This window comes from Cyclobacterium sp. 1_MG-2023, assembly GCF_030546805.1.
Lineage (GTDB): Bacteria > Bacteroidota > Bacteroidia > Cytophagales > Cyclobacteriaceae > Cyclobacterium.
In genome coordinates this window covers 62,542-86,953 of the sequence record NZ_JAUOPC010000008.1, presented here as the reverse complement: position 1 = coordinate 86,953, position 24,412 = coordinate 62,542, and the positions used below count along the sequence as shown (strand labels likewise).

Below are 24,412 nucleotides of genomic sequence, written 5' to 3'. Positions count from 1 at the left end.
ACACAAGGCAAAATATAGGATTCTTCGGCCAATGGCCAAATCTAAAATGGTATATTGTCATTGAAGCAATAAGCTCCCCTATTACAGTCTACGGGAAAAGAAAATGAACCTTATACAATTAAAAAGTTGATGCAATTACTAAAGAAAATCATTGGGATTGGACTTTTGAGTATTTCAATAGCTTACAATCCCTCAATGGCCCAAAAAGGCAATAACGGAGAACAACCAAATATCATCTTCATCATGGCCGATGATTTGGGTTATGCAGACCTAGGAGCCTATGGACAGCAATTGATTCAAACGCCCAATATAGATGCTTTGGCGAGTGAAGGCATGTTGTTTAGTCAGGCTTATGCCGGGGGACCGGTTTGTACCTCATCCAGATCTGTGCTGATGACCGGTCAGCACAATGGGCATACCGTGGCTAGAGACAATGTACCCCATTTCCCAACTTACCTTAAGAAAGGAGATATAACGCTAGCAATGGTCTTGAAAGAGGCAGGGTATAGTACAGGTGGGGTAGGGAAGTGGTCCTTGGGAGATGCCCATACTGAGGGGCGGGCCACGAATATGGGCTTTGACACCTGGACAGGCTATTTAAATCAGGACCATGCCCATTATTATTACCCCAGCTACCTAGATCATGACGACAGGAAGATTTTATTGCCGGATAATCCCATCCTAAGGAACAATTACAGCCATGATATTCTTACGAATGCCACCTTAAACTTTATCCGTAATAATAGTAATACCCCTTTCTTTTTCTATTCAGCCTATACCATTCCCCATTTTTCAGCACTCGAAGAAGACGAACATGGTGTAACAGTCCCTTTCACCTATCCTTATACAGACAAAGATTGGCCCGAAGCAGCTAAAAAATATGCAGCCATGATTTATCGCCTTGACAAGGATGTGGGTAAAATTGTTAAACTTATTGATGAATTGGGAATTAGGGAAAACACCTTAATTATTTTCACCTCAGACAATGGAGGACATAGCGATACATGGAAAGGATTCAAAACCAATGGACTACTAAAAGGATACAAGCGGGACATGTATGAGGGAGGAATAAGGGTTCCTTTTATCGCCTCCTGGCCGGGCGTCATACCTGCCGGTCAGCAATCTGATGAAGTAATAGGTTTTCAGGACATGTTGCCCACGTTTGCCGGACTGGCCAATGAGGCCTTGCCTGAGAATATTGATGGGGTCTCCGTAATCGAAGCAATGAAGGGAAAGGCCTTGCCGGCAAATGACCGTGTGCTCTATTGGGATTTTGGCCATGCCAGAAAAAGGTATGATCAGGCGGTTAGGATAGGCAAGTGGAAAGGAATTAGAAGAGGGAAGGGTCAAGCAATAGAAATCTATGACCTTGCTAGGGATATTTCCGAGCAGCATAACCTGGCCAATGATCATCCGGAACTGGTGAATAAAATTGACAGTCTGATGGAGGCGATGGTGATTTCTTCTCCAAGGTATCCCGTGGGAGAAGTATATAACGGAGGGCCAATCTGGAAAAAAGACTGGTAAAAGGACCTAATTATTTCGAGGGAAAAAAATACTTTTTCGTACATAATCGGACACAATCCTGTACGGAACCGTAGCAAGAAAAGCATCACTAATGTCTTAATGGCCTTGAATTGTTATTCAAGGCCATAATTTTTCTTTGGCACTTCATTGGTATTTATTCTTTTCAAAAATGCGATTTTATCCATGAGAATATTTACCGGAATGATCCTTTGGGCCATCTTGTTGGTGTTATGTTGGCCTTTAGCCTTAATTGTTTTATTATTATACCCTATCATATGGTTGGTATTACTGCCATTCCGTTTGCTGGGATTTGGGGTTACCTTAACCCTTTCAATGGTTTTTGCTTTATTTATGTTGCCCTTTTCCCTTTTACGCTGATGTAGCCCCTTTACTTGAAAGGAGTAAACCAATGTAGGTAATGGCTGCATTTACGAGTAATATTTCAAATCCAAATTGAAAACCATTGAACCAGTCTGCGGAATTCCAGTCGAGTATAAAAGAGAGGAAAGGACTTAAAAGACAAATATAAGGCACAAACTTATCTCTAACGGCCATTTTATTGCTCAGTCCAAAAGCAAAGAGGCCAAGCAAAGGCCCATAGGTAAACCCTGCTGCTTTAAACACCGCACTTACCACACTTCTGTCGTTTACCTCATTGAATGCGACAATGGTTAAGAAAACCAAGAAGGTAAAACCAATGTGTATCCATCGTCTGGTTTTGTCTTGATCAATGTTCTTGCGATCAGGAAGGTTGACAATGTCTATACAAAAAGAGGTGGTCAATGCAGTAAGCGCTGAATCGGCACTAGAGAAAGCAGCTGCGGTGATTCCCAATAAAAAGACCACACCTGCCAGGGTTCCAAAGTTGTTCAATGCCAAGAAAGGGAACAATTCATCTGTGGCTTTGGGTAGCTCAATGCCATTAACTTCTGCGTAATGGTACAACAATACCCCTAAACTTAAAAAAAGTAGGTTTGAAATAAAGAAGGTAATGGAAAACCAGAAGATGTTTTTCTGGGCATCCTTTTGATTGCGACAGGTCAGGTTCTTTTGCATAACGTTCTGATCCAGCCCGTTCATGGCAATGGTAATAAAAATACCACCAGCAAACATTTTAAAGAAATTTTGACTAGAATTTCCTCCCCAAACAAAGATGGAAGACAAATCACTTTCTCCAACCACCGCCAACAATTCAGATGTGCTCTTGTCCAGGTGCTTTCCTATCACTACTATGGTAATCAATACAGCCAGCAGTAAAAAGATGGTTTGAAGGGTATCCGTCCAGACGATGGTTTTGATGCCGCTTTTATAAGTATAAAGCCAGATCAACACCATAGTGGTCAATACCGATGCATAAAAAGGAATGTCGAAGGCGTCAAAGAAGGCAAGTTGTAAAACAGTAGCCGCTAAAAAAAGCCTAAAAGAGGCACCGATGGTTTGGGAAATGAGAAAAATAGTGGCTCCTGAAAGATAAGCTTTCTGCCCAAACCTGGTTTTCAGGTATTCATAAATTGAGATCAGGTTGAGTTTGTAAAAAAGGGGGATCAATACCAGACCTATGACTGCATAACCGACCATATTCCCCATCACAAATTGTAAATAATTCCATTGTGTGTTGCCTACTTCTCCGGGAACAGATATAAAAGTAACCCCTGATAAGGCGGCTCCCACCATTCCAAAAGCGACTAAAAACCACGGTGATTCCCTGTTGCCCGTATAGAAAGTCTGACTGTCAGATTTTAGTGATGTTAGATAACTGATCAATAATAAAAGTGCAAAATAAACGGCTATCACACCAAAAACGAGCAATGGACTCATGGTTCTCTTTTTAAAATGTATTTTTTATACCCAATGATAGGCATTTTCTTTAAATCATTTTAATGAGATGCAACAAAATTGGTATCTTTCAAGTGAAATTGATTTGTTTGAAAGTATGACCGACTATATTAAGCGCACCAGAAATGCTTTAAGCAGGAGAAACCTTAAACATGCTTTACTTGATTTGGCAAAAAAAGGGTTGCTTACTTTAATTTTGCTGGCATTAAATTTTGTTTCTCTCTTTGCGCAGCAACAACCACCATTCTTAGCAGAAAAATATGACCAATGGGCAGACTCTGTCTTGTCCACATTAACTCCTGAGGAACGAATAGCGCAGTTAATCATGATCCCTGCCTATTCCAATAAAGACAAGGTACATGTGGATTCTATTGCAGGATTAGTGGAAAAATATGGCGTTGGAGGGATTATTTTTTTTCAAGGAGGTCCGGTTCGTCAGGCACATATGATCAATCAGTTTCAAGCACTTTCCAAAGTTCCTTTAATGATAAGCCTAGATGGTGAATGGGGCTTAAAAATGCGCCTTGACAGTACTGTTCGCTATCCTTATCAAATGACTTTGGGAGGAATAGATGACGAAAGTCTACTGTATGAAATGGGGGCAGAAGTGGCCCGACAAGCCAAAAGATCAGGGATAAATGTGAATTTTGCACCGGTAGTGGATGTCAATAACAATGCAAATAATCCCGTGATTGGCTTTCGTTCTTTTGGGGAAGAAAAAGAAAATGTGACCAGCAAATCCTTGGCCTATATGAAAGGCATGCAGGACAATGGCCTTTTGGCATCTGCCAAACATTTTCCTGGACATGGTGATACAGAGGTTGATTCTCATTATGGACTCCCTGTGCTTAACTTTTCTAAAAAACGATTGAAGGAATTGGAGTTGTATCCTTTTCAAGAATTAATGGATGAGGGATTGGGTAGTGTAATGGTTGCTCACATGGAAATCCCTGTGCTAGATAGCGCAAAAAATAGTCCTTCCAGCCTTTCCAAGCCGATAGTTACGGACTTGTTAAAAAATGAAATGGCTTACAAAGGGCTTATTTTTACCGACGCCTTGAACATGCAAGCAGTAGCTAAATACTATCCTCCGGGAAAAGTGGATGCCAAAGCCCTGCTCGCGGGGAATGATATGTTGTTAAACACCATGAATGTACCTGCAGCGATTGAAGAAATAAAAGCAGCGCTTGAACGAGGCGAAATAAGTCAGGAGGAAATAGATAGACGAGTACGCAAGGTGTTAAAAGCCAAAGCATGGCTGGGCCTTGACAATTGGCAGCCTGTGGAAACAGGGCAATTAATTGCAGACTTGAACAATTCATCAGCCAATTATTTAGCCGAGAAATTAACCAAAGCTTCCCTCACCCTGCTTCGAAATGAAGCGCATGTATTACCAATAAAAGGGCTTGAAAACACCAGTATCGCTACTTTGTCTATAGGGACGGATCAAAGGACTGAATTTCAAAATTACTTGGAAAGGTATAGTCCGATGGACCATTTTGTGTTCCCAAAAGATGGAGGGATTAATGATATAAATGCCATAAAAGAAAGTGTCTCAGGTCACCAGTTGATTTTGGTGGGTATCCATGGACTAGGTATCAGGGCAGGGAATAATAATTTCGGGATAAGTCCTGAAATGGTGACCTTGTTGAGGACACTTATTGATAGCCATACAGTAATCGTAAGTATTTTTGGTAATGTTTATAGTCTGGGGGAAATCCAGGGCTTAGAGAATGCAGCAGGTGTAATTGCGGCCTACCAAGAGACATCACTCACGCAAGATCTAACCGCTCAAATGATCTTTGGTGGAATAGGTGCGAGTGGTAAACTGCCGGTCACCATTAATTCATCATTTAAAAGAGGGGATGGACTGCAACTTGAAGGTGGTATTAGAATGGCCTATACCTTACCGGAAGGTGTAGGCTTGGCCTCAGAAGATTTAAGTGGTATAGATTCCTTAATGCAAATGGCCATTAAATTAAAAGCAATACCCGGGGGGCAAGTGCTTGTGGCTAAGGCTGGCAAGGTGTTTTACCACAAAGCTTTTGGCTACCATACCTATGATTCCTTGCAGGAGGTAAGGTTGGATGATTTGTATGATCTTGCGTCGGTGACTAAAATAAGCACCTCTTTGGCGGCATTCATGCATTTAAAAGGATTGGGAAAGTTTGATGAAAATCAAACTTTAGGCCACTATTTATCGGCAGCACGAGGAACCAATAAAGAAGATTTGATATATAAGGACATTCTAACCCATCAAGCAAGGTTACGTTCGTGGATACCCTTTTGGATGTCCACTGTAAAGAAAAATGGGAAGTTCAAATGGTTTACCATGAAGAAGGATTCTTCAAAGAGATTTCCAATCAAGGTGGCTGATAGTTTGTACATTCACCGCAATTATTCGGGAAAAATTTACAAGAAAATTTTTTCATCCCCTTTAAATGCTGAACCGGGCTATGTATATAGTGACTTGTCGTTCATCCTTGCACCTAAGGTAGTGGAGGAGATTACAGGGGAAGAATTTTATACTTACCTGAATAAAAACTTATACAAACCTATAGGTGCCGGCACCCTTACTTTTAACCCATATTTAAATTTTGAGATGGACCGAATTGTTCCTACAGAATTTGATTCAGCATTCAGAAAGCAGCTTTTGCACGGCATGGTACATGATGAAGGAGCGGCTATGCTTGGAGGAGTAAGTGGTCATGCGGGTTTGTTTGGTACCTCCAATGATCTGGCAAAGCTAATGCATTTATACCTTTATGACGGCTTGTATGCAGAAGAACAATTGATCGCATCAGGAGTGGTACATGAATATTCTAAATGTGTATTCTGTGAAGAAGGAAATTATAGGGGGATGGGCTTCGACAGGCCAAATAAACCGGGAGATCCTAACGGGAATGCGGCTCCTAGTGTTTCGGATAATAGCTTTGGACATTCTGGGTTTACCGGTACTTATTCCTGGATTGATCCCGTAAATGAAATTGTCTATGTTTTCCTTTCCAATAGGGTGCACCCATCGCGAGAAAACAGAAACATTTATAGATTAAATGTACGAACAAACATATTGGAGGAAGTCTATAAGGCGATGGGAAAAATAGAGGTGAAATAGCAGTTCATAATAGACCAATTTACAACTGAGGCATTGATGTAAGGTGAGAATCAAAGCTTTACAGGGTTCCTGCTGAGGGATATTGACTTAGTCAGCTATAGATCGGCCAATAATATTAATTGCTCAAGTATAAGAAGGGGTAAAAGTTATGAGAGAAGGCCTATAGCGACTGTTTATTAGGCTTAATATTCACCTTCTAATATTTTTTTCTTAAGATTTTTTACTTTGTCCAAAGTAAGGGGCTTGACAATATAATCACTGACATGCTCATACTTTTTGGCCTTGTCCATTTCTTCTTTGTTTATGGATGAAGAAATTACAAAAATTTTTATTGGATGATTAAAAGACGTTTCTCCAATTTTATCCAATAATTGCCAACCATTCATAAGCGGCATATTGATGTCAGTTAGAATGACATCGGGGATAGGTTCATTGTTTTCTATACGTTGACAAAAATCCTCCCAAGCTTCTTCACCATTTAAGAAAAATAGTGCTTGATTGGTAAAAGCAGTTATTTCTATAATTTTTTTTGTTCCAAAATTATAAAGTGGGTCATCATCCACTATGTAAGTTAGCCCTATCTCACTCATAAAAAGTATTTTTGATTTGAAAAATGGATTGAGGGTAGAGGGATTTCATATGGACGATCACTTATTAAATCTTTAATTTCTATTAAACAATGGCTAAGGAATTATATTTTCCTAAAAAAAGCTATTTTTTTGTCAAAAGACCAAAGAATTTTTTAATCCCTACTTGGCACCTTTAAAAAATAACGATTCACGTATTAAAGTTAAATTTAAATCTTTTAATTTAATTTTTTCTATAATTAGATTTAATTTTCCTAAAATGATGACAAAGACAAGTTCTCAATTGTATAATTCGGATTAAAATGTATTGAATAGAAGGTTGTTTTTTGGGCCTTGCCCAAACCAATAAGAACATATTTCCCTATAGGAGGGCATTTTTCGTTTTTTTCATTTACTTTACATGATTATAAATAGGACCACATATATACAAACCTTTCTATGAAACCATTATTTTCAATTGCGGTAATATTATTGTTAGCTGTTGGCTGTCAGCCAGGAGGAAATGTAGAAACAAGTGAAGAATCAAAAGAAATGAAAAAAACTGTGAGCTCAGAAAAGCCCCTATTGAGACATGTTGTCCTTTTTTCTTTTAAAGAGGAGTCAAGTCCATCAGATATTGCGGAAGTTGAGGAAGCATTTATTGGGCTTCAAGAAAAAATCCCTCAGATTGTAGGTTTTGAATGGGGGACTAACAATAGTCCTGAAGGGCTAAATAAAGGGCTGACCCATTGTTTTTTGCTCACGTTTGAAAGTGAAGAAGACAGAGATGCTTATTTGCCTCATCCGGCCCATAAGGCATTTGGAGAAGTATTAAGGCCACATTTAAAAGATGTTACCGTAATCGATTACTGGGCCAAATAAATTTCAAATGGGTAAAGCAATGCCTTCTAATAGAAATGGTATTGCTTTACCCTTTGAGTATAATGGGTTTCCCATTTTACTACTATTGTCAAAATTGAGCTAGTATTGGAATAGGGTTGCATTTTAATTTAGGCCTTAATGTTTATGCGGCAAGGTTTTTTCATCCATGCTTACATCTTTCTCAGAGCGAATCTGCATGCGATAATATACCAGAATTTCTTCGGCTCCTGCTCCCAAGACTGCTTCCTGAGCAGCTTTGGCAATTGCCATTAACTTTTCTTCAGGTCCTTCCATCACCGTTTCAAAAGGCGTCACCTCATATTTCACTCCTGATGCAGCAATTACTGCAATGGCTTTGTCTACCAATTCGTAGCTGTTCTGGTCTTTGCTTTTAGGGACTATCTGGATTCCAAGATTAATATTTTTCATGATGTTATTTATTGTATTGATTCATTGTCTTTTCCAGCCCTATGGTGCTAAACGCTGTGATCATTTCTATGGCCTTGTCCATATATATCGGCAGTGTGTCGATTTCTTCCTGTGACCACCTACCCAATACATAGTCTATTTGTCTTCCTTTGGGGAAATCATCGCCAATACCGAACCTAAGACGGGCATAATTTTGTCCACCCGTTAACTCTTCGATATTCTTTAAGCCATTGTGCCCGGCGCTTGATCCTTTAGGTTTCAATCGTAATTTACCAAAAGGCAGCGCCAAGTCATCTACAACGACCAAGACATTTTCTTTCGGTATCTTCAAGGTCTTCATCCAGTAATTTACGGCTTTCCCACTCAAATTCATATAAGTGGTAGGTTTGATTAAATGCAATTGGCGACCTTTGTGTTTGAGCAAGGAGGTAAAGGCAAGCCGGTTACTTTCCCAGCTCAGATTCTTCTGGTCGGCCAATCTGTCTAGTACCAGAAAGCCAATATTATGTCTTGTCAATTCGTACTCCGGACCGATATTTCCCAGTCCAACAACAAGGTATTTCATACGCTTTTTTGCCTTTTACAATCTTTAATTTTTAAAACGAAATAGTTCGATCAAAACAGAGGGAGAGAGAAACCACTAACCCGAGTAAATTTTACAAAGCCCTTTGACTATCATCAAAGGGCATTAATTCCCTGAAAGCTTAATTGGTTCCACTTGTATTGAAAGAAACTACTTACGGGTGAAGATAAAAAAATCCTGTTCCGTGAAAAACAGAACAGGATTAAAATTTTATAAGAGAAATAGCAAGGATTATCCTTCTTCTTCCTCCTCATCGCCTTTCTTACCTCTCAATGCTCTTGGAACACCTACGGTGGCAATTGTTACGTTTGGACTGTTAAGTAATTCAAATTTTTCAACACTTAGGTCACCTACTTTCACAGATTTACCCAATTCAAGTGTTGAGATATCAAATGGAATCTCATCAGGTAGATCGTTTGCAAAACCTTTTACCAATAGGGTTCTGGTTTTAATTTCCAATTTACCACCTTTGATGATACCCGGAGAAGAACCGTAAGGTTTTACAGGTATTTCCATTTTAATCGCTTTTTTATCGCTAAAAGCCAAAAAGTCAGCGTGAAGCAATGTTTCACTTACGGGGTGAAATTGCGCTTCTCTAAGAATTGTTTTTATGATTGTTCCTTCGATATTCAGATCCACCATATGTACTTCAGGTGTATAGATCAAGTCTCTGAATAATATAGCCGGAGCTACGAAGTGAATTTGTTCTTTAATACCAGGTCCGTAAACAACACAAGGAACATTTCCCTCTTCGCGGATTGCGTCAAGAGATCTTCTGTCGAGATTTGCTCTTTTAAACCCTATAATCTCAAGTGATTTCATAATTTATGTTTGGTTAAAATAATAAATGATTAAATAAATAGCGAACTAATAGAAGTGTTTCCTGTCACTGCATGAATTGCCTTTGCAAACAAATCAGCTACTGTTAACACTTTTATTTTAGAGGACTCTTGACTTACAGGGATTGTGTCTGTTATGACCAATTCGGAAAGTACAGAATTCTCAATATTTTCATAGGCTTTGCCAGACAAGACTCCATGAGTGGCAATGGCTCTAACCGAAGATGCTCCCTTATCCATAATGATTTGGGCAGCTTTGCACATGGTTCCGGCAGTATCGACCAAGTCGTCTATCATCACCACATCTTTCCCTTTTACGTCTCCTATCAACTGCATGGATGCAACTTCGTTGGCCCTTTTTCTGTGCTTATCACAAACGACCATGTCTACCTCAAAATGCTTGGCATAAGACCTTGTTCTACCAACTCCTCCAACATCCGGCGAAGCGAAAATAAGGTTTCCTAAATCCAAGCTTTTCAAATAGGGCACAAAGATAGCTGATCCATTCAAATGATCCAAAGGAATGTCAAAGAATCCCTGAATTTGGCCTGCATGAAGATCACAAGTCATGATGCGGTCAGCACCTGCAGATGTAATCATATTGGCAATAAGTTTGGCGGCGATACTAACCCTAGGTCTATCTTTTCTGTCCTGCCTTGCATACCCAAAATAGGGGATTACAGCACATACTTTGTAGGCACTGGCTCTCTTGGCAGCATCTATCATCAAGCATAACTCTAATAAGTTATCTGCCGAAGGATTTGTAGATTGTACCAAAAAGACATTGCAACCTCTTATCGATTCATTGTAACTTGGTGACATTTCTCCATCGCTAAATTTAGCTAGTGTCAAGTCGCCAAGTGCTTGGCCATAAGATTTGGCAATACTTTTGGCCAAAAGGGGAGTATTTGAACCTGAGAAAATTTTTGTCTCGGGCATGATATTATTTATTTTAGGTGGATTTTGTACAAAGGAATAACAAATGTAAGAAAAAAATGATGGTTACCTTTTCTTGGTAAAAATAAAAAATTGGTATTTCTCTATTTTTGATGCACCTATAAGCCCTATAATTCTATACTGTCATAATTATCAATTAAATAATCAATCTCTTCTATGACCCTCATGCCAAGGTCAAAAAGAGGCTTAACGTCTTTGGTTTTTTCTATTTGATTCGTTAATTCTAAGAGAATAAAAAAGCCTGAGGTACTTGCTGAACTTTTTATCTTTTGACTGATATCCAACAAGGAAATTTTATCCTGAGACTGGATGGCTTGCTTCAGATCCGCTTTATTCTCTTGCAGGTTTACATGGGCAATTATTAATAATTCTTTTCCTATTTCCTTGTCTCCATCAAAAAGGTTTAAAAGGTGGACTTTATCAAAATGCTTTGGATTATAATTGGTGTTTTTCTCAAATTCTTCTCGTTCTAATGAATCTGAATTTTTAGGCTGAAGAAACTTAATAATCTTTTCCGTTAATTTGTCCTGAACCAATGGTTTACTCATATAATCGTTCATTCCTGAATCAATGCACCTCTCCTTTTCTCCTTTAACCGTTCCGGCTGTCAATGCAATAATTGGGATACTTTTTCCATGGTCAATTGTCCGAATAGCCTTAGCGGTTTCATACCCGTTCATTATTGGCATTTGAATGTCCATTAATATAAGGTCAGGGTGGTTTTTAATGACGTGTTCATAGGCCATTAATCCATTTTCCGCTTCTATTATATTGATGGTAGGACTTATTTTTGACAAAATTATTTTTGCCAACTTCATGTTCACCGGGTTGTCTTCTGCAATAAGGATATTAAATTCCTGATTGGTTAAGAAACTTTGATCTTTTCCGGATACTGATGGACTTTGTGGAAATTCACTATAACTGGGATTTTGCAATTTTTGAAACACTTTATCTATTTGATGGTTTTTAATTGGTTTAATTAAGCGATGATGTACATTTAGTTTTACAAGTTTTTCCTTGTCCAATTCATTATCATTAGAGCTGGAAAGCAAGACTATAGGGACTTTAGCTATGGTTTTGTTGGGGAGTGATCGGATTTTTTCTATTGTTTCAATGCCATTTAGGAAAGGCATCCGCAAATCCATTAATACCAAGTCCACCGGCCATTCTTTTTCAAGTACATGAAGACCTTCCAGTCCATTGCTTGCTTCAGGGCACTTTATATTTTTGACTTCTAGCATTTCCTTTACCAAATACCGGTTGGTTTGATTGTCATCGACCACCAATACCTTGCTTAGACCATGATTTTCGCTCCACTTTTCTTTCTCTCCTTCTTCAGCTTTCAGGTGTAAGTCAAAATAAAATAAACTCCCATTATTTGGCTCGCTCTTTAGTTCTAGTTTACTGCCCATTAATCCCAATAACTTATTAGAAATGGTTAATCCCAAACCTGTTCCCCCAAACTTTCTTGTAGTACTTGCATCTTCTTGGGAAAAGGCATCAAAGATTTTAAGCTGTTTATCAAGAGATATACCTATTCCTGTATCTTTTACAGAGAAACGGAATTTTATGGTTTCATCATTGGGAGCACCTTCGAGGATTTCAACCTTTAACTCCACTTCCCCTTTATGGGTAAATTTGATCGCATTCGTTAGTAGGTTAACCAAAACCTGACGTATTCTAATGTCATCCCCATACACAAATCGGGGTAAATGCGGAGATAGGTTAAGGATGAGTTCTAGGCCTTTGGAATGTGCCTGGTAATTAATAATATCCGCTACTTGGGTACCCAGTTCAAAGATATCTACCTTGTCAATGGATAGTTCCATTTTACCGGCTTCAATTTTAGAGAAGTCAAGGATATCATTTATTAAATCTAATAAGGAATGAGCGGAGTGGTAGACGGTCTTCATGTATTGAAGCTGGGTCTCAGACAAGGGCGTTTTCATTAATAGATCTGAAAAACCTATCACACCATTCAATGGAGTTCTAATTTCATGACTCATATTGGCTAGGAAATCTGATTTTGCCCTGTTGGCATTTTCAGCACTTTCCTTGGCTGCATTCAGTTGCGTATCAAATTCTTTTCTTGCGCTTATGTCTTGATAAGTGCCGTACATAAGTGAGGGTTTACCATCTTTATCCCAAGAAAATACCCTGCCGATTTCAAGCACCCAAACCCAATGGCCATCTTTATGTTTTATACGTATTTCACATTCATAAACATCTGACTTTTTTATGAAATGCTTTGCTAAACCTTCCTTTTTATTTGCCAAGTCCTCCGGGTGGCAAAGGTTGTTCCAGTCTTCTTGAAACAAGATGGTTTGATCATCAATCTCATAGCCTATGATTTCCCAAAACCTTTGGTTAACCAAGATTTGATTGCTACTCATGTTCCATTCCCAAGTTCCCGTATTGGTACTAGTAATGATGGCATTGAGCCGTTTTCCGTTCTCCAATAAAGCCATTTCAGCTTTTTTTCTTTCAGTAATATCGTTGGTAATACCAACCATACCTATGATTTCCTCGGTTTCGGTTTTTAAAGGCAATTTAGAAATTAAACAGAAGCGTTTGTTTCCATTTTGTTGTTCAAGGATGACTTCTTTATTGATAATACTTTTCCCATCTTTTATCACCAATTCATCCTCAATTCTAGAGGCTTTGGCAGTTTCCTCAATAAATAAATCTTCGTCCTTTTTACCTAAGACTTCTTTCTCATCTGACAACCCAATGTAATCTAATTCCTTTTGATTAATTAATGTCTTTTCAAAATTGGTATTTTTTGTGTAAATATTTATCGGGATATTATCAATAATGGTCCTAAGGAGGGTGCGTTCTTTGTTGATTGAAATTGCGGCAGCTTCCAATTTCTCATGGGCTTTAAGGTAGCCGGAAGTATCCATTCCGTTGCACAAAACAAATGGGGCTCCATGCAAAGGTTCAAACATAACATTGTTGATTTGGAATGTAATTGTTTTCCCTGATTTAGATATAAGCCTACCTGTACCATTGTATGCTTTTTCTGATTTTATTGTATTGAGGTATTCAGCGTAAATGTCTTTATTTACCACCAAATCAAGCATGTTCATCTTTAGAAGCTCCTCTCTCGTGTATTCTAAGATTCTTACACCAGAGTTATTAATATGTGAAATTTCCCCATCAAGGCCATGTTTGATCATCAACCCTTGGGTGTTTTCGAAAAAATCTTGGTACTCTTTTATTGTCTGTTCAGTTTTTATCTCCTCACTTTTTTGACGACTAATATTGTTTACGATGCACAATATGTCATTGTCAGTCAATAGCATTTTTTCAAAGGTTACTTCAAACCATTCGGTTTTGCCATTGATCACAAGATTATATTCTTTTGTTTGTTTTTCGTCGGTTGCTAGGGCCTGTGTAAATAATTTCTGAAAAAGCTCTACTAAGTCAGGCCTAAAGCCGACTTCGCTTATTTTCTTGTGGAGGAATACCTTTGGGGGGAATTTTAAATGTTCTTCATTTGCAGTGAAATATTCCCTGAAAACTTGATCTTCATCAAGCAAAAAAACGACATCTCCAATGTTTTTGAGAATAGTTCCCGTTTTTTGATTAAAAGAGCGGAGTTTGATTTGCTGTAGGCCTAATTCAATTTGTTTCTGTATTTGCTCAGCAAAAACCTTTAAAGTTTTCCTCTGACTATCAAGGAGCTTCTGTGGCTTATAGTCTAAAACACATAATGCGCCAATGGGGAAACCATCAGATGAAAAAATAGGATGACTCGCATAGTAATATACCAAGTTACCTTCTAGTTCCAATTGATCCTTTGTAAAACGATGATCTTTGGTGAAATCAGGAATTTCAAACTCTCCATCCCTCGTTACTATATAAAACCCCTCTGACTGATTTCGCGAAATCTCATTTGTTGTCAGGCCGGTTTTGGATTTAAACCAAACCTTGTCTTGGTCTAAAAAGGTAACCAAAGCAATAGGCATTTTAAAACTATCCGCAATCAATCCGGTAATACTGTCAAAAGACAGTTCAGGTAAGTCTCCCAACAATTGAACAGCATTTACTGCTTTCAACCACTGGGAATCTTTTTCTGGGTCTTTAAAAACGGAATTGCTCATTACAGATAAATACAGTCTATTAAATGGTGATTTTAAAGAAATTTACAAGTATTTCCTAAATATTCACAAGTAATTTTCAAACTAATGACATGGAAAAATCCATGAAAATATTTGATAATCAAAATTATTAATTCATATAGCATTTTTCATTATGTGAAAGATTTGATTCTGAAATTTAATTATTAATAGGGCTTGGAAAGCAAAGGCTGTTGACCAACGTAAGGTATAAAAAAAGAGAATACCTCAAATAATCTATTTCAACAAGATTTGGTTTATATCAATTATGCCAAATGCTTGGTTCCATCTTAATTAGCTAAGATTATTTCCATTGATAAAATTCTATGTTAATAATTATAGGAAGGAAAAGGAATAAAAATTTCTAATTGGGATTGCTGTTTTTCATACCAACGGTAAATTTTGAATGTAGGTTTGAATCTAAAACGAGAGGAAAATGATACCTTTAGGCTACTAATTCCAAAATCTAATTTTACCTTGTTTGATGAAATTACAATATAAAAACACTACAATTTTTTTGGTTGGAATCTTTGCTTTCGCTTTAATGATGTCCGGGCCTATATATGGACAGAAGGGGCGAGAACTAAAAGTGATGGCCTATAATATTCACCATGCCAACCCACCATCAAAACCGGATTTGATTGATATAGAGGCAATCGCCAAAGTGATTAATTCTTCCCAACCGGATTTAGTGGCCTTGCAGGAGGTGGATGTAAATACCGAACGGTCAGGTGTTCACCTAAATCAGGCCAAAGAATTGGCTAGGTTGACCGGGATGAACTATTACTTTGAGCCTTCCATGCCTTATCAGGGTGGAGGGTACGGTAATGCTATCCTTACAAAATTCCCGATTGAAAAGCAGTTTTTTCATCAATTGCCTACAAAGGAAAATTCTGAGCCTAGAGCTGTATTAATTGTACAAGTAACATTACCCGGCAATCAGAAAGTGAAGTTTGCTTCCACACACCTAGATTTTAAAAGCGATGCGATTACAACTTTACAAGCCGAGGATATCGTCTCTTATTTCAATAAGGAAAAAATACCCGTAATTATTGCAGGGGATTTTAATGCAATATCCAAGGCTGATGCCATACAGTTAATGGATAAGGATTTTGAAAGAACATGCCATGGGGATTGCCCCCCAACTATTCCTGTCATTAAGCCTAATAAGGCCATTGACTTTGTTTTTTTTAAGCCCCAGAAAGCATTTGCTGTAAAGCATCATGAGGTTATTGCGGAAAGATATGCATCTGATCATTTACCGGTTTTTGCTATTTTAGCTTATTAGAAAACAGTTATTGTAGGGGCTTGGTTTCTGATACAGAAATAAGACCAACACAATTTACACATTAATAAAATTGCTGATAGCTGCAGTTTAATTTTCTATAATAATGTAAGTTTTGAAATTTTATAAAAATCGATTCCTGAATAAGGTTAGATACAGTATAAAGCCTTAATAAATAACGGCTCCTTGTGAAGGATATTAATTTAATAAGTATGAAAAAGGCCATTGGTTTAATGCTCTTAATTGGTTTGGCTTTTTCCCTATCTGAAGTGGAAGGGCAGAAAATAAGGCAAGGAGAGGGGTTTAGAGTATTGGGTTATCTTTTTGTTAATGAAGAATTGGAGGAAGAAGTCAATAAAATAGATTGGTCCTCATATACAGACATTAACCTTGCCTTTGTACAGCCAGATTCCAAGGGGGATTTTTTAGAGAATAACGGTTATAATTATTTGGTGGAAAATGCTCATTCGAACAATGTTCGGGCTTTTATCTCCATTGGTGGTGGCGCTCCTCCGGAACACTTGGGTGATCTAATGCAGTCAAAGCATAGAAGTCATTGGGTGCAGCAAATAGTCAATTTGGTAAATAATTATGACTTTGATGGAGTGGATGTTGATTTAGAAAATGCCTTGATCAACGAGGATTACGTACCTTTTGTAAAGGAATTACATAAGGCGTTAAAAGATTCAGGTAAATTAATGACGGCTGCCTTGGCAAGTTGGAATGGAGACAAGATATCGGATGAAATACTAGGGCTTTACGATTATATAAATATCATGTCCTATGACGAAACAGGGCCATGGAACCTAGAGATAGTTGGGCAACATTCTCCGTACAAAATGGCAGTTAACGATATTCATTATTTTCACAAAGTCAGGGCTGTCCCAAAATCCAAGTTGTTGCTTGGTTTACCTTTCTATGGCTATGGTTTTGGCTCCGGAGTTCTTGCAAGTTTAAGGTATAAATACATCTTAGAAGCTTATCCAAATGCTTATCTGCAAGACAGTATCGTTTCGAATGAAGGTGGGGTGCTTTATTACAACTCTCCTGAACTGATTGGTACAAAAACAGCAATGGCAAAAGAACTGGAGTTGGCAGGAGTGATGGTTTGGCACATCACGGCAGATGCAGAAGGTCCTCATTCCTTATTAAAAGCAATCAACGATGAGCGCTAACCTTAATGTGATTATACAACAATAAAAATTAATAATATGGATTTAAAAATAGCATCAGCTCAATTTGAAAATAAAAGTGGTGACAAGGAATACAACCTTAACATGATCGATGAAATGAGCAAAAATGCAGCAGAGGTAGGGGCTGATATTATTGCCTTTCACGAATGCTCTATTACAGGATATTCTTTTGCCCGAAAATTAACGAAGGACCAGATGCTGGATCTTTCGGAGTATATACCTGATGGACCGAGTACCCAACGGCTGATTGAGATCGCTAAGAAAAATAAAATTACGCTATTGGCAGGGCTTTTCGAAAGAGATCAAGATGGTGAAATTCATAAATCATATGTGTGCGTAGATGAAAATGGTTTGCAAGCCAATTACCACAAGTTACACCCATTCATTAATCCCCACATTAAGCCAGGCTCAAATTATTGTGTATTTGAATGTAAAGGGTGGAAATGTGGGATCCTTATTTGCTATGACAATAATATAATAGAAAATGTAAGAGCTACCTGTTTGTTAGGTGCTGAAATAATTTTTATGCCTCATGTTACCATGTGTACACCTTCCACCCGGCCGGGAGCGGGATTTGTTGACCCCAAACTTTGGGAAAACAGGAAGAATGACCCAACTTCTTTGCGGCTTGAATTTGATGGAATGAAGGGAAGACAATGGCTAATGAAGTGGTTGCCTGCAAGAGCATATGACAATGGGGTATACGTGGTTTTTTCTAACCCCATTGGTATGGACGATGATCAGTTGAAAAACGGTTGTTCAATGATAATAGACCCCTACGGTGATATTATCGCAGAGTGTAGAAAACTCAACAATGAGTTTGTAATAGCAGATGTAACAAAAGAAAAGCTAAAGCTTGCGGGAGGGTATCGTTATAGAAACGCCCGAAGGCCCGAACTATATGGTCCAATTATAGGTCAACCACATGATGCCAGTCAAAAGGTGGTCTGGCTGGATAAATAGAGAATAAGATGGCAAGTCAAATACCTGAATGCTTTTATAGAGTAAGCGTAAAAGCTTTAATTTGCGATAATCAGAATCGTTTTTTGTTGGTGAAAGAAGACAATGGCTTTTGGGAGTTGCCCGGCGGAGGTTTGGATTTTGGAGAATCTCCAATAGAAGGCCTAAAAAGGGAGATTTGGGAGGAAATGAAATTGAATACAACGTATATTTCTGCCCAACCCTCGTATTTTTTTACAATAAAAAACCACAACAATATTTATATAGCCAATGCCATGTATGAGGTGCAGCTGGAAAGTTTAGATTTTCAACCAACTTCTGAATGTATGGAAATTGGGTTTTTCTCTTCACCTGAAGTTTATAAGGAATTGAAGGTTTTTCCAAATGTACTGGCTTTTGCTAAATTGTTCGAAAAAGAATCCTTGGACAGATCATCCAAGATTTAGCAGAAAAAGGAGAATTGTTCAGCACCTTTATTGCCTCTTTGTTGTGTTTATTAATAAGAAAAGCCTGAGGATTGACAGATTAAATTCTATCTTTCCCGGCTGAATATCTCTAAAAAAAGAAGCCTAATTAGGCCCTGTGTTTTATATGCCATAATTGGGAAATAAATAAACTCCCAAGCATCATTTCAGCATCTTGTTCATAAGTTACTGATGGTTTTAATGACCATGATTTGCGTAAACGCCTTCATTTTTGGAATATTTATAGTATTTTGCATATTAAAAATGCCCAGAAACCTATTTTACTAAATTTTGAATTAGTGAGTGTGAATTTCAGCTCAGCATTAAAAAAGAAAAAATGAATAATAGTCCAAACAGAAGAAGCTTTTTCAAAAAATCATTGGTACTGGCCGGCGCATTTTCATCGGGTAGTCTTTTTAACCAATTGCATGCAGAGGATTTTGAAAAGAAAGCCAATATTTATAAAGATTTAAGTCCGGAAGAAATGGCAAGCAACGAGGATTATTGGTCTTTGATTCAACAGGCCTATCCTGCAAGCTCTTCTCCGGTACTGAACCTTAACAATGGCGGAGTTTCTCCTAGTCCTAAATTGGTGCTAGATGCCGTAGACCGATATGATAAAATGGCTAATATGGCCCCTTCTTATTATATGTGGAGAATCTTGGATCAAGGGAGAGAGCCACTGCGACAAAAATTGGCAGATCTTGGGGGATGTGATCCTGAGGAAATTGGCATCAATAGAAATGCAACAGAAGCACTCAATTCGGTGATTCATGGGTTAGATTTAAACAAAGGGGATGAGGTAATAGGCAGTATTCAGGATTATCCCAATATGATGAATGCATGGAAGCAAAGGGCCTTGAGAGAGGGGATTGTTTACAAACAGCTGTCTTTCGATTTTCCAATTGAGGATGATGAGTTTATTGTGGATATGTATAGAAAGGCAATTTCTCCTAAAACCAAAATCATACATGTGACCCATGTGATCAATTGGGTTGGGCAGATCATGCCGGTGAAGAAAATTTGCCAAATGGCTCATGAAAGAGGCCTTGAAGTGATTGTTGATGGTGCGCATTCTTTCGGGTTATTGGATTTTAATATTCCTGACTTGGAGGCAGATTATTTTGGTACCAGCCTTCATAAGTACCTTTCTGCTCCCATAGGCACAGGCATGATGTGGATTAAAAAAGAACATATTTCTAAGGTATGGCCTTTATTCTGTGATCAAGATCCTACTAGAGGTGATATCAGAAAGTTTGAATCACTTGGCACCCGCAGTTTCCCATTGGAGCAGGGAATAGGAGAAGCGATTAATTTCCATAATGGTATAGGGAAAAAACGGAAAGAAGCACGTGCCAGGTACTTAAAGAATTATTGGGCTGAAAAAGCAATTAAAATACCGGGAGTGAAACTGCACACTTCGTTGAAGGCTGACTACAGCTGTGTGATCGCAGGAGTGTCTATAGATGGTATGACACCCAGAGAACTTGAAAGTACGCTTTTGAAAAAGTATAAAATTCATACTTCACCTGTCAGTTACGAAAATATAGATGTTGTCCGGGTGTCACCACATGTATACACCAAACCTAGTGATTTGGATAGGTTGGTTAAAGCTTTAGAGGAATTGGCTGCCAAATAAAAAACAAGGAATTCTAGTTACAAAAGCCGTTGGTTCGGACCTCATAGGTTTGACAACGGTTTTTTTTTTAGCCAAAATGCTTAAGTTGTTTCAATAAAAAATAGCTGATTAAAAGAAATAAGGATCATAAATCTCTAGCTATGTTAACTCCTTGCCCATTAGGTTATTTCTTTTATTTTTTTGCAATAAAAAAGGTCTTTGAATTGCTTTTTGCATTGTAAAACAGGTGATTAAAGATTTGTATAGCTATTTTTTCGTCCTTTTGATTATCTTTAAGTTTACCATAAAGGTATTCCTGCAGTGCAGTAACAATTTAATAGAAAACCAGGCTTGTAGAAATTGAATGGGTAGTTTTAGTAATATGCTTTATTTGAAAATTTTATTTTTTTGCGCTGTTTGTTTAGTTCCACTACAATCTTTTTCCAGCGATTTACAAACCATAGACTCCTTACTTAAAGCCTCTGCAATGGTCCAGTACGATCATAAGGAAAAGGCTATTTCTTATGTAAGCCAGGCAAAAGAATTGGCTAAAAATATCGAAGATCCCAGATTAAATGCAAGGATCAATAATCAAGAAGGGGCAGTTTATTATATTTCTGGAGAATATGAGCTTGCTTTAAGACGGTATTTGTTGGCTTATGAGTTTGCTGTACAAGCTGAGGCCGTTATAGAAAAAGAAATTGCCTTGAATGGTAGGGGGTTGGTGCTAATGGTGGAAGGAGAGTATGAGTTGGCAAAAAGTATATTTGAGGAATGTTTAGCGATTAATTATTCCTTGAATGACAGCGTCAGATTAGCAAAAAATCATTTCAACTTAGGAATACTAGAGAATGAGTCCGGAGACCTTAAATTATCCATGAATCACCTGAAGGCAGCAAGTGATTACTTGACCAATTTCCCCAATAAGCACTTAAATCTGATGGTAAATAACCGAACTGCCAAAGTCTACCATGAAATGGGGGACTTGGAAAAGGCCTCGGAGAAATATATTATGGTGCTTCAAGATAGCCTGACTCTCTCAAACTGGGAAAAGACCTTTGCGTTGACCGGCTTAGCACAATTAAAGTTTGAAAGTGAATCCTATAATGAAGCATTGACTTTGGGTAAGGCGGCCTATGGTTCTGCTGTCAGTCACGGGGCTCATTGGGATTTGGAGAAAATTACTCAGCTACTAAGTGAAATATATAAAAAACGAAAAGAGTTTGAACAAGCCTATCATTTTTTATCCTTAAGTAAGGCATATGGAGACAGTCTTTTTAATGAAGAAAAAAGTAGGCAGATAGCCAGGTTGCAATTGAAGTTAACACAAGCAGAAAATGAGAATTTAAAAGTTGAAAGTGAAAAAGATCAGGCTTTGCTTAAGCAAAGGAATAGGCTTTTGATTTTTCTAAGCCTTATGGTGATTTTCTCAGGTTTTGCCATTTACTTTTTTCGTAAAAATGTGATTTTAAAAGAGCGTTTCAACGTTTCTCTCCAAAAGAAAAACAAAGCAATAGAAAAACAGAAGCATCACATAGATCAGCAAAATAAGAGTTTACTTGAAATGAACCTGGCTAAGACCAAACTTTTGAGTATTATTTCTCATGACTTAAGGTCACCAATAAATTCCATAAAGCAATTGTTGGAAATGAAAGGGAAGGGGTATTTCAGTGTAGAGGATGAGAATGAGGCATACGAGCTATTGGCTGTACAAATAAGAAATACTGAAATAATGCTCAACGAGCTCTTGCAATGGGCCAACCGGCAAATGGATGGGGTGAAACCTAATCCTTCAATGGTAAACCTGCCACAAACTGTAACGGAGGTATTGCTAGGATATAGTTTTCAGATCAAGACGAAACTTTTAAACACGGATCATCAAATAGCACAGAATATTGATATAATCATTGACAAGGTTCAACTAAAAATCATCATTCAAAACCTAATTGGAAATGCCATAAAGTTTACTCCGGAGCATGGGTTAATTAAAATCCATTATAAAATGAATGAAAACTTTGTCATATGTCATATTGAAGATTCTGGAGTTGGAATTGAAGGTAAATATCATGAGATGATTAACGGGAAAGATTATGCAAGAATTCCATCAGTGAGGGGGACTGCCAATGAGAAAGGAACAGGTTTGGGTATTTTACTTGTAAAGCAATTTCTAGACCTGAATGGAGGTGATTTGAAAATGGAAAGTAGAGAAGGTGAAGGAACGCACTTTATTTTGTATTTTAAAAGAATTCAACCTTAGCTCCCAATGCCAATCTAGGGAAAAAGGCAAATAGAAGCTAAGGTTAAATGCCTTATTTGAAAGGATAAATAAAACTGCCAAATCGATCAAAGATTGCCCGATCCAACTCTTCTTGGTGTTCGGGAGCAGCTATTTTTTTTAATTCATGCGCTCTTTGAGAAAGGTTTTTGCCATACAAATAAGCTGTTCCATACTCGGTTACTACATAGTGAACATGTGCTCTGGTGGTTACCACCCCTGCGCCTTGTTTTAGAAATGGTGTGATTTTGGATTGGCCTTTATTTGTGGTGGCCCGCAATGCCATTATAGGTTTGCCATCATCTGACAGTGCTGCTCCTCTAATAAAATCCATTTGGCCACCTACTCCGGAATAATGATAACTACCGATGGAGTCTGCGCAAACCTGTCCGGTGAGGTCTATCTCCACGCATGAATTGATGGAGATTACTTTTGGATTTCGTCTTATTGTTGCCGTATCATTTACATAAGCTGCCTCATGAAACGAAAAAGCAGGGTTGTCATGGATGCTCTCGTACAGTTTTTTGGTTCCTATAACAAAAGAGGAAACAATTTTCCCGGGATGTTTTACTTTGTATTTGTTAGTAATAGCCCCAGAATTAAATAGATCAATTACCCCGTCGGAGAACATTTCCGTATGAATGCCCAAGTCTTTGTGGTTTGTAAGGGATTTTAAGACCGCATCAGGAATTCCTCCAATGCCCAATTGAAGCGTAGAACCATCATCAATCATTTCGGCAATATAACTACCGATTTTATAGTCAGCCTCTTGAAGCTTAGAGGAGTAATTTACTTCCGGTAAGGGTTCATCTACTTGGATAGCAGCATCTATTTTACTTACATGTATTTGTCCATCACCCATTGTTCTGGGCATTTGTTTATTTATTTGGGCTATTACTATACCTGCAGTATCTACAGCCGGTCTGGCAACATCAACTGAGGTGCCTAAGGAGCAGTACCCGTGTTGATCCGGTGGAGAAACATTGATAAAAGCCACGTCTATGGCTAAGATTTTTTTTCTAAAGAGGCGCCCGATTTCACTTAAAAAAACAGGCACATATCCTCCTTGATCACTGTTTACTGCAGTTCTGATATTCTCTGAGACAAATAAGGAGTTTAAATAAAAACTTCCCTTGCATGATTGGTCTGCCAAAGGCATTTTGCCTAAAGTAGTGATCGATACTACTTCTACATTGCTCAATTCATGTTTCCTATCAGCCAAAGCATTTAGCAATGCTAATGGTGTAGCAGCACTGCCATGAATAAAGATTCTTTGGTTGCTTTTTACGAAACTTACAGCTTCTTCGGGCTGTACGATTTTAATATGATTTCTCATTGAAGGTGAAATTTTATTTGTCAGGATAAAAATTGAAATTTAAAGAATAAACCATTAAAAGTAGGGATATTTTCAGGTATACTTTTGATCTGCTAAAGTTACAATTTATTGAAAGGTGATGCCAATTATTAACAATGGAAGCTTGTTGAAAACCTGTCCTTATTGATTTGAATGCCATAACCTCCTTCATTGTAGCTACCCCTCTATGTTTGGACCAATGGCTTGCCAATCGAAACTATTAGTTTTTGAAAAAATGCTATTTCAGCAAAAAAATATAGGTGCACAGTCAACCCTGATTGGCATGGAAACGTTAATTTTTATTAATAATAAGTTTTTTCGCTTGCTAAGGGCACTATTTTTTTAATCTTGGACCTTCAATTTTTTAATTATAAGCATAACCTTGCTTAATTTTGTTTCCTAAAATAT

17 protein-coding genes are annotated in these 24,412 nt (G+C 37.9%); 9 read left to right on the top strand and 8 right to left on the bottom strand.

Features of this window, described 5'->3' with window-relative positions:
* Positions 1 to 129: 129 nt before the first annotated feature.
* Positions 130 to 1,527 carry an arylsulfatase gene (locus Q4534_RS13980; protein ID WP_303613769.1) on the top strand — a complete coding sequence of 466 codons (1,398 nt, stop codon included), beginning with the start codon at positions 130 to 132 and terminating at the stop codon, positions 1,525 to 1,527.
* Between the two features lie 369 nt (positions 1,528 to 1,896).
* On the opposite strand, the gene Q4534_RS13975 is transcribed toward Q4534_RS13980, so the two are convergent.
* Positions 1,897 to 3,345, bottom strand: coding sequence for a sodium:solute symporter (locus tag Q4534_RS13975; RefSeq protein ID WP_303613768.1), 1,449 nt, complete (start codon positions 3,343 to 3,345; stop codon positions 1,897 to 1,899).
* Positions 3,346 to 3,412: 67 nt separating this feature from the next.
* On the opposite strand from Q4534_RS13975, the gene Q4534_RS13970 reads away from it, so the two are divergent.
* Positions 3,413 to 6,478 (top strand): glycoside hydrolase family 3 N-terminal domain-containing protein, encoded by a 3,066-nt coding sequence (locus tag Q4534_RS13970; RefSeq protein WP_303613767.1) that lies wholly within the window; start codon positions 3,413 to 3,415, stop codon positions 6,476 to 6,478.
* Positions 6,479 to 6,660: 182 nt separating this feature from the next.
* Here Q4534_RS13970 and Q4534_RS13965 read toward each other — a convergent pair whose 3' ends face one another.
* The gene (locus tag Q4534_RS13965) at positions 6,661 to 7,068 is read right to left on the bottom strand and encodes a response regulator (RefSeq protein ID WP_303613766.1); all 408 of its coding nucleotides are present in this window, start codon (positions 7,066 to 7,068) and stop codon (positions 6,661 to 6,663) included.
* A gap of 435 nt (positions 7,069 to 7,503) precedes the next feature.
* On the opposite strand from Q4534_RS13965, the gene Q4534_RS13960 reads away from it, so the two are divergent.
* Positions 7,504 to 7,926, top strand: coding sequence for a Dabb family protein (locus Q4534_RS13960; RefSeq protein ID WP_303613765.1), 423 nt, complete (start codon positions 7,504 to 7,506; stop codon positions 7,924 to 7,926).
* A 135-nt stretch (positions 7,927 to 8,061) separates the two neighbouring features.
* On the opposite strand, the gene Q4534_RS13955 is transcribed toward Q4534_RS13960, so the two are convergent.
* The 5 genes from Q4534_RS13955 to Q4534_RS13935 form a co-directional block, all read right to left on the bottom strand.
* Entirely contained in the window at positions 8,062 to 8,355 is a 294-nt protein-coding gene (locus tag Q4534_RS13955; RefSeq protein ID WP_303613764.1) for a thiamine-binding protein, read from the bottom strand.
* A gap of 4 nt (positions 8,356 to 8,359) precedes the next feature.
* Positions 8,360 to 8,920, bottom strand: a complete 561-nt coding sequence (gene pth / locus Q4534_RS13950; protein ID WP_303613763.1) for an aminoacyl-tRNA hydrolase — start codon at positions 8,918 to 8,920, stop codon at positions 8,360 to 8,362.
* Positions 8,921 to 9,169: 249 nt separating this feature from the next.
* Complete coding sequence (locus Q4534_RS13945; protein WP_303613762.1) at positions 9,170 to 9,760, bottom strand: 50S ribosomal protein L25/general stress protein Ctc; 591 nt, start codon at positions 9,758 to 9,760, stop codon at positions 9,170 to 9,172.
* Between the two features lie 29 nt (positions 9,761 to 9,789).
* A complete protein-coding gene (locus tag Q4534_RS13940; protein WP_303613761.1) occupies positions 9,790 to 10,716 on the bottom strand; it encodes a ribose-phosphate pyrophosphokinase in 927 nt (308 codons plus the stop codon).
* A gap of 125 nt (positions 10,717 to 10,841) precedes the next feature.
* Positions 10,842 to 14,840 (bottom strand): response regulator, encoded by a 3,999-nt coding sequence (locus tag Q4534_RS13935; RefSeq protein ID WP_303613760.1) that lies wholly within the window; start codon positions 14,838 to 14,840, stop codon positions 10,842 to 10,844.
* A gap of 499 nt (positions 14,841 to 15,339) precedes the next feature.
* Here Q4534_RS13935 and Q4534_RS13930 point away from each other — a divergent pair, with 499 nt between their 5' ends.
* The 6 genes from Q4534_RS13930 to Q4534_RS13905 all read left to right on the top strand — a co-directional run bounded on the left by Q4534_RS13930 (position 15,340) and on the right by Q4534_RS13905 (position 22,632).
* On the top strand, positions 15,340 to 16,143 hold the full coding sequence (locus tag Q4534_RS13930) for an endonuclease/exonuclease/phosphatase family protein (RefSeq protein ID WP_303613759.1): 804 nt from the start codon (positions 15,340 to 15,342) through the stop codon (positions 16,141 to 16,143).
* Positions 16,144 to 16,352: 209 nt separating this feature from the next.
* The gene (locus Q4534_RS13925; protein ID WP_303613758.1) at positions 16,353 to 17,315 is read left to right on the top strand and encodes a glycosyl hydrolase family 18 protein; all 963 of its coding nucleotides are present in this window, start codon (positions 16,353 to 16,355) and stop codon (positions 17,313 to 17,315) included.
* A 36-nt stretch (positions 17,316 to 17,351) separates the two neighbouring features.
* The gene (locus tag Q4534_RS13920) at positions 17,352 to 18,296 is read left to right on the top strand and encodes a nitrilase family protein (protein ID WP_303613757.1); all 945 of its coding nucleotides are present in this window, start codon (positions 17,352 to 17,354) and stop codon (positions 18,294 to 18,296) included.
* 8 nt (positions 18,297 to 18,304) lie between these two features.
* A complete protein-coding gene (locus tag Q4534_RS13915; RefSeq protein ID WP_303613756.1) occupies positions 18,305 to 18,739 on the top strand; it encodes an NUDIX hydrolase in 435 nt (144 codons plus the stop codon).
* A 355-nt stretch (positions 18,740 to 19,094) separates the two neighbouring features.
* The gene (locus tag Q4534_RS13910) at positions 19,095 to 20,396 is read left to right on the top strand and encodes an aminotransferase class V-fold PLP-dependent enzyme (RefSeq protein ID WP_303613755.1); all 1,302 of its coding nucleotides are present in this window, start codon (positions 19,095 to 19,097) and stop codon (positions 20,394 to 20,396) included.
* A gap of 466 nt (positions 20,397 to 20,862) precedes the next feature.
* Entirely contained in the window at positions 20,863 to 22,632 is a 1,770-nt protein-coding gene (locus Q4534_RS13905; protein ID WP_303613754.1) for a tetratricopeptide repeat-containing sensor histidine kinase, read from the top strand.
* Between the two features lie 52 nt (positions 22,633 to 22,684).
* Here the strand turns inward: Q4534_RS13905 and Q4534_RS13900 are convergent, their stop codons facing one another.
* Positions 22,685 to 23,986 carry an acetyl-CoA hydrolase/transferase family protein gene (locus tag Q4534_RS13900; protein WP_303613753.1) on the bottom strand — a complete coding sequence of 434 codons (1,302 nt, stop codon included), beginning with the start codon at positions 23,984 to 23,986 and terminating at the stop codon, positions 22,685 to 22,687.
* Positions 23,987 to 24,412 lie beyond the last annotated feature (426 nt).

Coding starts and splice junctions, on each gene's coding strand:
- Q4534_RS13960 (WP_303613765.1), top strand. CDS start 7,504: ATGAAACCATTATTTTCAATTGCGGTAATATTATTGTTAGCTGTTGGC.
- Q4534_RS13930 (WP_303613759.1), top strand. CDS start 15,340: ATGAAATTACAATATAAAAACACTACAATTTTTTTGGTTGGAATCTTT.
- Q4534_RS13945 (WP_303613762.1), bottom strand. CDS start 9,760: ATGAAATCACTTGAGATTATAGGGTTTAAAAGAGCAAATCTCGACAGA.
- Q4534_RS13975 (WP_303613768.1), bottom strand. CDS start 3,345: ATGAGTCCATTGCTCGTTTTTGGTGTGATAGCCGTTTATTTTGCACTT.
- Q4534_RS13925 (WP_303613758.1), top strand. CDS start 16,353: ATGAAAAAGGCCATTGGTTTAATGCTCTTAATTGGTTTGGCTTTTTCC.
- Q4534_RS13970 (WP_303613767.1), top strand. CDS start 3,413: ATGCAACAAAATTGGTATCTTTCAAGTGAAATTGATTTGTTTGAAAGT.
- Q4534_RS13965 (WP_303613766.1), bottom strand. CDS start 7,068: ATGAGTGAGATAGGGCTAACTTACATAGTGGATGATGACCCACTTTAT.
- Q4534_RS13980 (WP_303613769.1), top strand. CDS start 130: ATGCAATTACTAAAGAAAATCATTGGGATTGGACTTTTGAGTATTTCA.
- Q4534_RS13915 (WP_303613756.1), top strand. CDS start 18,305: ATGGCAAGTCAAATACCTGAATGCTTTTATAGAGTAAGCGTAAAAGCT.
- Q4534_RS13910 (WP_303613755.1), top strand. CDS start 19,095: ATGAATAATAGTCCAAACAGAAGAAGCTTTTTCAAAAAATCATTGGTA.
- Q4534_RS13935 (WP_303613760.1), bottom strand. CDS start 14,840: ATGAGCAATTCCGTTTTTAAAGACCCAGAAAAAGATTCCCAGTGGTTG.
- pth (WP_303613763.1), bottom strand. CDS start 8,920: ATGAAATACCTTGTTGTTGGACTGGGAAATATCGGTCCGGAGTACGAA.
- Q4534_RS13905 (WP_303613754.1), top strand. CDS start 20,863: ATGGTCCAGTACGATCATAAGGAAAAGGCTATTTCTTATGTAAGCCAG.
- Q4534_RS13920 (WP_303613757.1), top strand. CDS start 17,352: ATGGATTTAAAAATAGCATCAGCTCAATTTGAAAATAAAAGTGGTGAC.
- Q4534_RS13955 (WP_303613764.1), bottom strand. CDS start 8,355: ATGAAAAATATTAATCTTGGAATCCAGATAGTCCCTAAAAGCAAAGAC.
- Q4534_RS13940 (WP_303613761.1), bottom strand. CDS start 10,716: ATGCCCGAGACAAAAATTTTCTCAGGTTCAAATACTCCCCTTTTGGCC.
- Q4534_RS13900 (WP_303613753.1), bottom strand. CDS start 23,986: ATGAGAAATCATATTAAAATCGTACAGCCCGAAGAAGCTGTAAGTTTC.